Annotated in this window: 13 protein-coding genes and 1 tRNA gene; 3 read left to right on the top strand and 11 right to left on the bottom strand. The window is 36.5% G+C overall.

Features of this window, described 5'->3' with window-relative positions; genetic code table 11:
• Window positions 1-68 precede the first annotated feature (68 nt).
• Window positions 69-722 carry a carbonic anhydrase gene (locus ACZ1AQ_RS02020; protein WP_489631276.1) on the top strand — a complete coding sequence of 218 codons (654 nt, stop codon included), beginning with the start codon at window positions 69-71 and terminating at the stop codon, window positions 720-722.
• 267 nt (window positions 723-989) lie between these two features.
• Here the strand turns inward: ACZ1AQ_RS02020 and mtgA are convergent, their stop codons facing one another.
• Together mtgA and ACZ1AQ_RS02030 are read right to left on the bottom strand one after the other, a co-directional pair.
• Window positions 990-1,739 carry a monofunctional biosynthetic peptidoglycan transglycosylase gene (mtgA, locus tag ACZ1AQ_RS02025; RefSeq protein WP_489631277.1) on the bottom strand — a complete coding sequence of 250 codons (750 nt, stop codon included), beginning with the start codon at window positions 1,737-1,739 and terminating at the stop codon, window positions 990-992.
• On the bottom strand, window positions 1,739-2,851 hold the full coding sequence (locus ACZ1AQ_RS02030; protein WP_489631278.1) for an NAD(P)/FAD-dependent oxidoreductase: 1,113 nt from the start codon (window positions 2,849-2,851) through the stop codon (window positions 1,739-1,741). Before ACZ1AQ_RS02030 ends, mtgA begins: the two co-directional genes overlap by 1 nt.
• Window positions 2,852-3,239: 388 nt before the next feature.
• Between ACZ1AQ_RS02030 and ACZ1AQ_RS02035 the strand changes: the two genes are divergently transcribed.
• The gene (locus ACZ1AQ_RS02035; protein WP_489631279.1) at window positions 3,240-5,141 is read left to right on the top strand and encodes a S9 family peptidase; all 1,902 of its coding nucleotides are present in this window, start codon (window positions 3,240-3,242) and stop codon (window positions 5,139-5,141) included.
• Between the two features lie 58 nt (window positions 5,142-5,199).
• On the opposite strand, the gene accC is transcribed toward ACZ1AQ_RS02035, so the two are convergent.
• The 6 genes from accC to pdxA form a co-directional block, all read right to left on the bottom strand.
• Entirely contained in the window at window positions 5,200-6,546 is a 1,347-nt protein-coding gene (gene accC / locus ACZ1AQ_RS02040; RefSeq protein WP_489631280.1) for an acetyl-CoA carboxylase biotin carboxylase subunit, read from the bottom strand.
• Between the two features lie 85 nt (window positions 6,547-6,631).
• Entirely contained in the window at window positions 6,632-7,111 is a 480-nt protein-coding gene (accB, locus tag ACZ1AQ_RS02045) for an acetyl-CoA carboxylase biotin carboxyl carrier protein (RefSeq protein WP_489631281.1), read from the bottom strand.
• 23 nt (window positions 7,112-7,134) lie between these two features.
• Entirely contained in the window at window positions 7,135-8,133 is a 999-nt protein-coding gene (locus tag ACZ1AQ_RS02050) for a beta-ketoacyl-ACP synthase III (RefSeq protein ID WP_489631282.1), read from the bottom strand.
• A gap of 173 nt (window positions 8,134-8,306) precedes the next feature.
• Window positions 8,307-8,501, bottom strand: coding sequence for a 50S ribosomal protein L32 (gene rpmF, locus ACZ1AQ_RS02055; RefSeq protein ID WP_159689777.1), 195 nt, complete (start codon window positions 8,499-8,501; stop codon window positions 8,307-8,309).
• 9 nt (window positions 8,502-8,510) lie between these two features.
• The gene (locus ACZ1AQ_RS02060; RefSeq protein WP_489631283.1) at window positions 8,511-9,074 is read right to left on the bottom strand and encodes a YceD family protein; all 564 of its coding nucleotides are present in this window, start codon (window positions 9,072-9,074) and stop codon (window positions 8,511-8,513) included.
• 95 nt (window positions 9,075-9,169) lie between these two features.
• Entirely contained in the window at window positions 9,170-10,219 is a 1,050-nt protein-coding gene (gene pdxA / locus ACZ1AQ_RS02065) for a 4-hydroxythreonine-4-phosphate dehydrogenase PdxA (RefSeq protein WP_489631284.1), read from the bottom strand.
• A 57-nt stretch (window positions 10,220-10,276) separates the two neighbouring features.
• On the opposite strand from pdxA, the gene ACZ1AQ_RS02070 reads away from it, so the two are divergent.
• A complete protein-coding gene (locus tag ACZ1AQ_RS02070) occupies window positions 10,277-10,864 on the top strand; it encodes a riboflavin synthase (protein ID WP_489631285.1) in 588 nt (195 codons plus the stop codon).
• Window positions 10,865-10,916: 52 nt separating this feature from the next.
• On the opposite strand, the gene ACZ1AQ_RS02075 is transcribed toward ACZ1AQ_RS02070, so the two are convergent.
• The 3 genes from ACZ1AQ_RS02075 to mce all read right to left on the bottom strand — a co-directional run bounded on the left by ACZ1AQ_RS02075 (window position 10,917) and on the right by mce (window position 11,875).
• A complete protein-coding gene (locus ACZ1AQ_RS02075) occupies window positions 10,917-11,126 on the bottom strand; it encodes a hypothetical protein (protein WP_489631286.1) in 210 nt (69 codons plus the stop codon).
• Between the two features lie 137 nt (window positions 11,127-11,263).
• Window positions 11,264-11,337, bottom strand: a tRNA-Ile gene (locus ACZ1AQ_RS02080).
• A 136-nt stretch (window positions 11,338-11,473) separates the two neighbouring features.
• Window positions 11,474-11,875 carry a methylmalonyl-CoA epimerase gene (gene mce, locus ACZ1AQ_RS02085; protein ID WP_489631287.1) on the bottom strand — a complete coding sequence of 134 codons (402 nt, stop codon included), beginning with the start codon at window positions 11,873-11,875 and terminating at the stop codon, window positions 11,474-11,476.
• Between the last annotated feature and the right edge of the window lie 6 nt (window positions 11,876-11,881).

The following is an 11,881-nucleotide window of genomic DNA, read 5'->3' on the forward strand; positions in this document are numbered from 1 at the left end:
ATGCCCTTACAAAATAGTACATCACAATCAAAATTTGTAAATTAATGCGTAATTAAAATTTAAATCAAATGAAAAATATACTGGTCGGTCTATTAATGCTTTTTATGGCAACAAGTTGTAATGAGACCTTAAAAACTACTACTCCGATTTCTAAAATGGACAAACTTTTATTAGGGAACCAACGTTTTTTAAACAATCAAACGCTGCATCCTAGACAAAATAAAAAAGCAATTTTAGCTACTGAAAATTCACAACATCCGTTTGCTGTAGTGATTACTTGCGCAGACAGCCGAGTAAGCCCTGAGATTATTTTTGACCAAGGGATTGGTGATTTATTTGTGATAAGAAATGCAGGAAATCTGATGTCTGATTATGCTATGGGAAGTGTAGAATATGCTGTTGAACATTTACAAACGAAACTTATAATTGTTTTAGGACATACTGAATGTGGCGCTATAAAAGCTTATGTTGAAAGTGTAAATTCTGAAAAAACTAATATGAAACACGATCATATTGAAACTATAATTAATACCATCAAAAATGAAGAGGAGGAAAAACAAATTTCGAACCCTTCTAAAAACAATATAGAAGAATGCATTAAAGCAAACATCAAACATTCGGCGAATAAAATAGTGATGAATGAATTTATCAATCAAAAGAAAATTGAAGTGGTCTCAATGATTTACGATATTCACAGCGGAAAAGTAAATCGTATTGACTAAACCTTGGCTTTCAGCTACAAGCTAACTCCACCGTATATAAAGTTTTTTACCTTATATTTTGGTGGATTTTTGATTTATAGACTAACCAAAATGACATTGAATACCAAATCAATACTTGCTCTCCTTCTTCTGAAAAACAAAAAGTCCTATCTAGCCCTGATCGCAGCGGCATCCTTTGCTTTTTTCCTTTAAAAAAGCAAAGATATAGCGTAGAGCAGGACGAGGCGTTATGATGAAAAGGAAACGATGTGCTCCTTAGAAAAAAGATTATTTGTAGTGTATCGTACCAACGTGTGCCATTACGCGTACGATTTTGGCTTTTCGATTGTTGATGTAAGAAGAGGAACTTGTGGCTTTGTATTTGCGTGGGTTGGGCAAAATAGCGGCAATTCCTGCGGCTTGCATTTTGGTCAAACTCGACGCGTCTTTTCGGTACCAATATTGGGTAGCAGCATGCGCTCCATACACCCCATCGCCCATTTCGATGCTGTTCAAATAGACTTCCATAATGCGTTTTTTACCCCAAATCATTTCGATTAGTACGGTAAAATAAGCTTCTAATCCTTTGCGCAAGTAACTTCTACCTTGCCACAAAAACACATTTTTGGCGGTTTGCTGCGAAATGGTACTTCCTCCCTTTATTCTTCGGCCTCTTTCGTTGCTTTTGTAGGCTTTTTGCATCGCCAGAAAATCAAATCCATTGTGGGTCAAAAAGGTGCCGTCTTCACTGGCGATTACGGCTTTTTGCAAATTCATTGAAATATTTTCGATGGGTTCCCAGTCGTGACTGAAATGATTCTCTTTTCCGTCGGCTACATTTTCAAAATAACGAATCACCATTAGTGGCGTAAATGGAACAGGAACGAATTTAAACAGTACTACAAAAAAAATAGAAAGTCCAAAAAACCATAGCAGTGCCTTGAAAAGAAAGCGTTTCACTTTACTTCCAAAACTTGATTCTTGTTTCTTAACCGGTTTTTTTGAAGTTGCTTTTTTTGAGGTAATCTTAGTTGCCATTATACTAAATCTGCTAATTCGGTTCCTATTAAACTGCCAATTGCCACGCCCATTCCGCCCATACGAACCCCACAATATACATTTTGGGACAAATTCGTTACTATAGGATTCTTGCTTGCGCCTACTCCCATAATACCGCTCCAACGGTGTGCAATTTCAATGTCTTGATTTGGCAAAATTACTTCTTTTAGCAATTGTTCCAATTTTTTTTGAATAATTTCGGTTTGCCCCATTTCGGTGGTGGTTTCTTCTTCAAAAGCCAAGTTTCGCCCACCGCCTAACAAAATTCGGTCACCAATATTTCTAAAATAATAATACCCGCGATCCAAATGAAAAGTCCCTTTAATGTCCAAATTCGGAATAGGTTCTGTAATCAGCACCTGAGCCCGTGCAGGCTTTACTTGACCTTGTGTGAGTTCGGCAGCAAAACCATTGGTCGCGAACAATAACTTTTGAGTAGTAAAACTAAAATCCCCCAAAGCTAATTCAACACTTGACCCCCTATCCTCAAACCCCGTAACTGTTTGCTGATTCAGAATCAAGATATTCGCCGCTACGGCTTGACGCAACAATTCTTGCATCATATTTCCGGTATCAATTTGTCCTTCGAAAGGATTAAAAATCAAGTATTCTTTTGTCCCTTTAAATCCAAAACGGTCCACTTCCTTGGCAAAAACACCAGCTTTAAAAATAGGATTCAGAATTTCATTGACAAACGCCATTTTATTGACACACTCTGCGTACAAGCTTTCTTCGTGTTCCAAAAACAATTCGTAACCACCAAAAGGTTTGTAATCCAAAACCGCATCAGGAATCCGCTTGCGCAACAATTGCAAACCCGACCAGCGCTTTTGCACCAACGCAATTACCTCTTCTTCGGTATGGTTTTTTAAATCTTCTACAATCTCCGAAAGACTCCCAAAACAGGCAAATCCAGCATTTTTGGTACTCGCCCCTTGTGGCAACATTCCTTTCTCAAGCACCAATATTTTGGCCACTGGAAATCGTTCTCTCAAACGTAATGCGGCGTGCAAACCCACAATTCCACTTCCCACAATCGTATAATCTACCTCGGTAAACCAATTTTTTATTTCCCAATAACTCAAGTGCATCTGTCAAATTTTTTATAAAAATACTATTTTTTAGGAGCTATTTCCAGCTGTCCACTGTATCTTTTCTATTTTAAAGAAAAATAGAAAAGGATGCCGTTCCCATCTGGGCTAAAACTAAGTGCACCACAAGATATTTGATTTACAGAATTAAAATCAGGCCCACCAATAAAATTCAAAATGGAACACGGATTTCGCGGATAAAACGGATTTTACACGGTTCTCAATAAATAGAAACTAATTTAGAATCCGTTCTAATCTGCTTCATCAGTAGCATCCGTGGTAAATTAATTTATTTTACAAGCTATTTTGTTTTTAAAGCGAGCACTGAGACTAGTATCCAAAACAAGTCGATTTAAATGATTATTTTTACCTTTTAAAATTGAAAACAATGAAAAAGATTCTTTTATTAACCCTATCCCTGATGAGTTTGACAACAATGGCTCAAAACACACTGACTCCCGAGCTGCTCTGGAAACTAGGTCGCGTAACACCACTAGGTATTTCAAAAGACGGAAAAAACGTCATTTATAAAGTTAGTACACCCTCTGTGGCTGAAAACAAATCCAACTCTAAGTTGTATTCGCTACCCATCGAAGGCGGAAATGCCACCGAAATTAAAGACACCAAAGGTCTCCTAACCGACAAAAACACCTCGGCTGATGGCAAATATATTGTCTATCACGAGGAAGTAAAAATCGACAAAGTACACGGAAAAGATTTTTATCCCGAACTAGAAAAATCGAATGTACAAATCTACAACGGACTGGGTTATCGCCACTGGGACACTTGGAATGAAGGCAAATTCAACCACGTGTTTTATAAGGAAAACAAAGAAGGTGCCACAGGAATCGATATCCTAAAAGGTGAAAATTTCGATAGCCCACAAAAACCTTTTGGTGGAGACGAAGATTATATTTGGTCACCAGACAGCAAAAGTATTTTGTATGTATGCAAGAAAAAAGCAGGTACGCAATATGCCATTTCTACGAATACCGACATTTACGAATACCAACTCGAATCCGGCAAAACCATCAACCGAACTGACGGCAATTTAGGGTACGATACAGCGCCTCAATTTTCGCCAGCGGGTCACTTGACTTGGTTGCAAATGAAACGGGATGGTTATGAAGCCGATAAAAACGACATCATCGTAGATTTCAAAGGCATCAAAATGAACCTTACCGCCAATTGGGACGGAAGTGTAGACCAATTTATGTGGAGTCCAGATGGAAAAAACATCTACTTTGTAGCTGCCGTAGACGGTACCAAACAATTGTTTGCTGTGAACTTCCCTGGAATGACTAGAATTGCGATAAACGTTCGCCAAATTACCAATGGTGATTTTGATGTGAGCGATATTATTGGTTTTTCGGGCGACCAAGTTTTGGTCACTAGAACCGATATGAATCACGCTGCTGAAATTTTTTCTTATCATCTAAAGAAAAACACGTGGAAACAATTGTCTAATGTGAATACAGCAACATACAACACTTTAGCGTTAAGCAAAACCGAACGTCGCTATGTTACCACAACCGATGGCAAAAAAATGTTGGTTTGGGTAATTTTGCCTCCGAATTTCGATGCAACTAAAAAATACCCGACGTTGCTATACTGCCAAGGTGGACCACAATCGCCTTTAACACAAAGCTATTCCTTCCGTTGGAATTTCTCTCTGATGGCAGCTCAAGGCTATGTGGTAGTAGCACCAAACAGAAGAGGAATGTACGGCCACGGTCAAGAATGGAATGAAAAAATTTCAGGTGACTGGGGAGGTCAAGTGATGGACGATTATTTATCTGCCATTGATGACGTCGCCAAAGAATCATATGTAGACAAGAATCGTTTAGGTTGTGTAGGAGCTAGTTACGGTGGGTATTCTGTATTTTATTTGGCTGGAATTCACAACAACCGTTTCAAAACATTTATTGCTCACGACGGGGTTTTCAATACGCAAAGTATGTTTGGCACCACGGAAGAAGTCTTTTTTAACAACTGGGATTTCGGAGGAGCGTATTGGGAAAAAGATAATAAAATTGCTCAAAAATCATACACTACTTTTAACCCAATCACATTAGTAGACAAATGGAACACCCCTATTTTGATCATACAGGGAGGTATTGATTTTAGAGTACCAATTGGCCAATCGCAAGAAGCCTTTCAGGCGGCACAATTAAGAGGTATAAAAAGTCGCTTTTTGTATTTCCCTGAAGAAAACCATTGGGTATTGAAACCACAAAATGCCCAAGTTTGGCAAAGAGAATTCTATAAATGGTTGAAAGAAACCTTATAGTTACCCACAAAAAAAACCTCGCAATTAGCGAGGTTTTTTTATAGTAATTTTTTCCCATCTATTCTGGATCATTCATTTTAAAAGACTCCATAAAGGCAGTTGTATAATCTCCTGCTATATAACGAGGATCATCCATTAACTGTCTGTGGAAAGGAATAGTAGTTTTGATACCTTCAATTACGAATTCATCCAAAGCTCTACGCATTTTGCTAATCGCTTCTTCACGAGTTTGCGCAGTAGTAATCAACTTGGCAATCATCGAATCGTAATTTGGTGGAATAGTATATCCAGAATATACGTGGGTATCTAAACGAACTCCGTGTCCGCCTGGCATATGCAAGGTTGTGATTTTTCCTGGAGAAGGACGGAAATCATTATAAGGATCTTCCGCATTGATACGACATTCGATAGCGTGTAAATTTGGGAAATAATTTTTTCCCGAAATTGGCACACCTGCCGCAACTAATATTTGCTCACGAATCAAGTCATAATCTACTACTTGTTCTGTGATTGGGTGTTCTACTTGAATACGAGTATTCATTTCCATAAAGTAGAAATTACGGTGCTTGTCTACTAAAAATTCAACTGTACCAGCGCCTTCGTATTTAATGTATTCCGCAGCTTTTACAGCAGCTTCACCCATTTTGGCACGCAATTCATCTGTCATAAACGGAGACGGAGTCTCTTCGGTTAATTTTTGGTGACGACGTTGTACAGAACAATCTCTTTCAGAAAGGTGACACGCTTTACCGTAAGCATCTCCTACTACTTGAATTTCGATATGACGAGGCTCTTCTATAAGTTTCTCCATATACATACCGTCATTTCCAAATGCGGCAGCAGCTTCCATACGAGCACTTTCCCAAGCTTTTTCTAAATCTTCTTCTTTCCAAATGGCACGCATCCCTTTTCCACCACCACCAGCAGTAGCTTTCATCATCACAGGATAACCAATTTCTGCAGCTATTTTTTTAGCTTCTTCAAAAGACTCTAAAATTCCGTCAGAACCAGGTACACAAGGCACTCCTGCTGCTTTCATCGTCGCTTTGGCAGAAGCTTTATCTCCCATACGATCAATCATTTCAGGAGCTGCACCAATAAATTTAATACCATGTTCTTGGCAAATTTTCGAAAACTTAGCGTTTTCAGAAAGGAACCCATATCCTGGGTGAATGGCATCGGCATTAGTAATTTCTGCTGCTGCAATAATATTTGACATTTTAAGGTATGACAAATTACTTGGTGCAGGTCCGATACAAACGGCTTCGTCAGCAAATTTTACGTGTAAACTTTCAGCATCAGCAGTAGAGTAAACCGCTACTGTTTTGATTCCCATTTCTCTACACGTTCTAATAACCCTAAGAGCAATCTCTCCTCTATTTGCTATTAATATTTTTTTAAACATCTTCTTTTTTTTAAAATTACAAATTCCAATCTCCAAATTCCAACATACTTGGATTTAGTGATTTGTCTATTGGAATTTTTAAAAATTATGATGGATCTACTAAGAATAAAGGTTGATCAAACTCTACAGGAGACATATCGTCTACTAAGATTTTTACAATTTTTCCAGAAACTTCTGATTCAATTTCGTTGAAAAGTTTCATTGCTTCAATTACGCAAAGAACATCACCTTTAGCAATTGTGCTTCCAACTTCAGTAAAAACCGGTTTATCTGGAGCTGGTTTTCTGTAGAATGTTCCAATAATTGGAGACTTAATAGTTATGTATTTAGAGTTGTCCTCTTTTGCAGCTGCTTCTGGTGTAGCAACAACTGGTGCAATTTGTGGTATAACTGCAGGTTGGATAGCTGCTTGAGTCGGTAATTGTTGAACATAAGTAGTTTCTGTCACATTACCTTCTAAAGTTGTTCTAATAGTGATTTTCACATCATCCATCTCTAACTTAACCTCAGCAACTCCAGAATTTGCTACAAATTTGATTAGGTTTTGAATTTCTTTTAAATCCATAATTGTTTGTTTTTAGTTTTAATTTATTTTGTGTCGTAGGCCCATTTCAAATAAATAGAACCCCAAGTAAATCCTCCTCCGAAAGCAGCAAATATAATATTATCTCCTTTTTTTAGTTTCTTTTCAAAATCATGAAGCACTAATGGTAAAGTAGCCGATGTTGTGTTCCCATAACGCTCGATATTCACTAAGACCTTTTCGTCTTCAAGGTTCATTCTATTGGCTGTAGCATCGATAATTCTTCTATTGGCTTGGTGAGGTACTAACCAAGCAACATTTTCGTTGGTCAAATTATTTCTTTGCAAAATCAATTCACTTGCATCTGCCATATTGGTTACAGCATATTTAAAAACTGTTTTACCATCTTGAATGATGTTGTGCATATTTTCTTCAACAGTTTGAGCCGATGTTCTAAGTATAGAACCTCCCGCAGGAATTTTCAAGAAATCACGACCTACACCATCACTTCTTAAATATTCATCTTTCAAACCATAGCCTTCATAATTAGGTTCGAACAAAACAGCTCCGGCACCATCACCAAAAATAATACAAGTGGCTCTATCTGTATAATCAATAATAGACGACATTTTATCGGCTCCTATTAGCAATACTTTTTTATATCTTCCTGATTGTATATAGGCTGCAGCTGTAGACATTCCGTATAAAAAACTAGAACAAGCAGCTTGTAAATCATAGGCGAAAGCATTGGTTGCTCCTATCTCTGTTGCCACGTAAACTCCAGTTGAAGCTACAGGCATATCTGGTGTAGCTGTTGCCATAATCACCATATCAATTTCTAGTGGATCGATATTGGCTTTTGCTATTAAATCTTGAGCGGCTTTGATGGCCAAAAATGAAGTTCCTTTTCCTTCTTCCTTTAATATTCTTCTTTCTTTAATTCCTGTACGAGTAGTGATCCATTCGTCATTAGTATCAACCATGGTTTCCAATACTTTATTAGAAAGCACAAAGTCAGGAACATACCCACCTACTGCGGTAATTGCTGCGGTAATTGCATTCATTGTGTACGACTATTACTATCAAATATTGCTACTTGATTTTTTAATTTAAAAGACTCGAAAATTACAAAATTTATTCTAAAAGTACTGTTTTAGCTATTCTTATTTGAGAAAATTATAAACAATAAAAAAAACTCCCACAAAGTGAGAGTTCTACTATTTTTTGCTAAAACGTATTAAGCAACAGCTACAGATTTATCGATAACAACTTGCCCTCTGTAGTACATTTTACCTTCATGCCAGTAAGCTCTGTGGTATAAATGTGCTTCTCCAGTGATAGGACAAGTAGCGATTTGAGCAACAGTTGCTTTGTAATGTGTTCTTCTCTTATCTCTTCTTGTTTTAGAGACTTTTCTTTTAGGATGTGCCATTTTACTATATTATTTATCCGTTAATAGTTGCTTTAATTTGTCCCACCTAGGGTCAATATTTTCTTGATTCTCTTGTTGTGTATTCTCTTTATTCTTCTCTTTTACTTCTTTCTTTACAGACATTGTTTTGAGCTTTTCTAAAGCTACTGATTGCAATGTTCCATCTTTTACTCCTGGATGAACTCTTTTTTGAGGAATTGACAACACAATCATTTCATAGATGTATTGCGCAATATCTACCTCAAATTCCCCAAATGGTAAAATTAATAACTCTTCGTTGTCATTATTAAACGATTCTCCGAAACGTACAATTAATTTAATTTTACCTTTTATAGGCAAATCAAATTCTTCCCCTGTAAGATCACAAGGCACTTGAACGGTTCCTTTGTGTTTAAAATCTAATTCTAATAAATTCGCTTTTTTTTCTAAAACTACATTTACTTTGATGTTTGATTTTTCAAACTCACTAAAGTCAAAGATCTCAAAGAACGAATTATTGATTTGGTATTCAAATTGATGTTTCCCTAGCTTCAATCCCACAAATGGAATTATGAATTCTTTTCTCTTGTTCATTTCATCAACAATTTTCCCAATTCTGAATTACCCGAATCGGGGTGCAAAGATATAAAATTATTATAAATCTAATAATGTTATCCACCTTTTTTTGTTTATAACTGTTTTTCTTTGGATTTTAGAGGATTCTCACTCACTTCCTGATACTGCAATCTTGATTTATAGACATCTATCGCCAAATAAACCGCTTCCTTAAAAGAGGTAAAATCTGCTTGATTCTTGCCTGCAATATCGTAAGCTGTACCGTGGTCTGGCGAGGTTCTCACTTTATTTAATCCGGCAGTATAATTTACTCCTCGACCAAAAGACAATGTTTTAAAAGGAATCAACCCCTGGTCATGATAAGTAGCTATAACGGCATCGTACTTCTCGTAGTGATTGCTTCCAAAAAAACTATCAGCAGGGAAAGGACCAAAAACCAGAGTTCCTTTGTCGAATATTTTTTTCAAGGTTGGCCTGAGCACAGCATCATCTTCCGAACCAATTACTCCACCATCACCACAATGAGGATTCAATCCTAGGACAGCAATTTTTGGTTTATTGATACTAAAATCTCTTATCAACGTTTGTTTTACAGTCTCAATTTTCTTTTTAATTAATTCCTCTGTCAAATGTCCTGCTACTTGATTTAATGGCACATGATCCGTAAGAAGACCTACACGCAAATTATCGCTCACCATCAGCATTAAAGCATCACCGTCTAATTCTTGTGCCAAATAATCGGTATGCCCAGGAAACTTAAAACTTTCTGATTGAATATTATATTTATTGATAGGAGCCGTAACCAAAACATCTACAATCCCTTCCTTTAAAGCTTTGGTTGCCGCCACAAATGACTTAATAGCATATTCTCCTACTTTATCATCATTCGTTCCTAAATTCAAATCTACTCCTTCTCGCCATAAATTATATACATTAATCTTACCCACAACTATTTGATCAAGCTTGTCGATTCCATGTATACTCGAAGAAGAGTCAAGACCCTTTTTCAAAAAGGAAACAATTTTTACATTAGCAAAAATTACAGGAGTACAAAATTCTAACATTCGAGCATCCTCAAAAGTTTTTAAGATTACTTCGCTTCCAATACCGTTTAGATCCCCTATCGAAATTCCAACTATTATATTTTCTGCTGTTTTATTCATGAGCTCCCGTTTTTTATTGCTAATTTTGAGCTGCAAATTTAGTAAAATAAAATAAGAATGTTTACAGGAATTATAGAAACCCTTGGTATTGTAACTGAAATAAAAAAAGAGCAAAACAACCTGCATCTTACCCTTTCCTCCAACATTACATCTGAGTTAAAAATTGACCAAAGTGTTGCCCACAATGGCATTTGTCTAACTGTAGTCGCAATAAATGGAACCCAATATACCGTTACCGCTATAGCCGAAACTATTAATAAAACCAATATTAGTAGCTGGAAAACAAACGATGAAATTAATCTAGAAAGAGCCATGAAGTTAGGCGATCGATTAGACGGTCATATTGTTCAGGGACACGTAGATCAAATTGCTACTTGTACCGAAGCCTATGAAACCAATGGTAGCTGGCATTACACCTTTGAATATGACTCTAACCAAAATAATATTACTATCGAAAAAGGATCTATAACTGTAAACGGTGTAAGCTTAACAGTTGTAAATTCAGAAAAAAACAAGTTTAGCGTTGCTATTATTCCTTATACTTACGAACACACGAATTTTCACAACTTCAAAGTAGGAACGATTGTAAATCTAGAATTTGATGTCATTGGAAAATATGTTGCTCGTTTGCATGCATTGAACTAAACTAGTTCTTAAGACATAAAACCAACATTAGTTAAAAACAAAAACTCCAAGCTTACCTTGGAGTTTTTGTTTTTAATTTATGATTAATAAGATAAATACCGTAAAGAATAGAAAGAAGAACCAGCACACCAATATAGTCATCAATTGGTAATTTTGGTGGCGGTGGTGGTTTTGGACTTGGTGGTCCTGGAGCAGCATATAATACCGTGCCACAAACTAGGAGCATCGACAATCCAACTACTTTTTTAAATTTATCTTTCATAATTATCTACACATTAGCAAACTAATGCCTTAATTGCTTGGCAAAATAACCAATATTTTAATTCATAAAAAAATTAAAATTGCTTTTTTTATCAAAAAACCCTTCCTGAAAATTTTCAAGAAGGGTTTTCTTACTTGTGGTCCCACCTGGGCTCGAACCAGGGACCACCTGATTATGAGTCAGGTGCTCTAACCAACTGAGCTATAGGACCAGTTAAGAGGTTGCAATATTACTACTATTTTTTGTTCAGACCAAATATTTTGACCGTGGATTTTCAATTTTATCGTTATTCAGAAGCCGCTTCAACGGAATCTACTGATAATGAAGTCATCCAAAACAGAAAACAACTATCTAATTTCCTGACACAACTCAACCAAAACACCATTGGTAGATTTTGGATGCAAAAAGGCGACCAATTTATTATCGGCACCTTTCTTTGGTGTTGGATTTAAAACTACAAATCCTTCACCTTCTAGTCTAGCTATTTCGGCTACAATATCTGTAACATCAAATGCGATATGATGAATGCCTTCTCCTTTTTTCTCTATAAATTTTGCAATTGGGCTTTCAGAATTTGTAGCTTCTAATAATTCTATTTTGTTGGGGCCATTTTGAAAAAAAGAGGTTTTCACTCCTTCAGAAGCTACTTCTTCTTCTTTGTAAGCAGGTGCTCCAAATAATTTTTCAAAAAGTAAATTAGAGGCTTGCAAATCTTTGACCGCTATCCCGATGTGTTCTATTTTATTCATTTGTTT

It is taken from the genome of Flavobacterium sp. UM26 (genome assembly GCF_057922445.1).

Coding starts and splice junctions, on each gene's coding strand:
- ACZ1AQ_RS02020 (WP_489631276.1), top strand. CDS start 69: ATGAAAAATATACTGGTCGGTCTATTAATGCTTTTTATGGCAACAAGT.
- mtgA (WP_489631277.1), bottom strand. CDS start 1,739: ATGGCAACTAAGATTACCTCAAAAAAAGCAACTTCAAAAAAACCGGTT.
- ACZ1AQ_RS02030 (WP_489631278.1), bottom strand. CDS start 2,851: ATGCACTTGAGTTATTGGGAAATAAAAAATTGGTTTACCGAGGTAGAT.
- ACZ1AQ_RS02035 (WP_489631279.1), top strand. CDS start 3,240: ATGAAAAAGATTCTTTTATTAACCCTATCCCTGATGAGTTTGACAACA.
- accC (WP_489631280.1), bottom strand. CDS start 6,546: ATGTTTAAAAAAATATTAATAGCAAATAGAGGAGAGATTGCTCTTAGG.
- accB (WP_489631281.1), bottom strand. CDS start 7,111: ATGGATTTAAAAGAAATTCAAAACCTAATCAAATTTGTAGCAAATTCT.
- ACZ1AQ_RS02050 (WP_489631282.1), bottom strand. CDS start 8,133: ATGAATGCAATTACCGCAGCAATTACCGCAGTAGGTGGGTATGTTCCT.
- rpmF (WP_159689777.1), bottom strand. CDS start 8,501: ATGGCACATCCTAAAAGAAAAGTCTCTAAAACAAGAAGAGATAAGAGA.
- ACZ1AQ_RS02060 (WP_489631283.1), bottom strand. CDS start 9,074: ATGAACAAGAGAAAAGAATTCATAATTCCATTTGTGGGATTGAAGCTA.
- pdxA (WP_489631284.1), bottom strand. CDS start 10,219: ATGAATAAAACAGCAGAAAATATAATAGTTGGAATTTCGATAGGGGAT.
- ACZ1AQ_RS02070 (WP_489631285.1), top strand. CDS start 10,277: ATGTTTACAGGAATTATAGAAACCCTTGGTATTGTAACTGAAATAAAA.
- ACZ1AQ_RS02075 (WP_489631286.1), bottom strand. CDS start 11,126: ATGAAAGATAAATTTAAAAAAGTAGTTGGATTGTCGATGCTCCTAGTT.
- mce (WP_489631287.1), bottom strand. CDS start 11,875: ATGAATAAAATAGAACACATCGGGATAGCGGTCAAAGATTTGCAAGCC.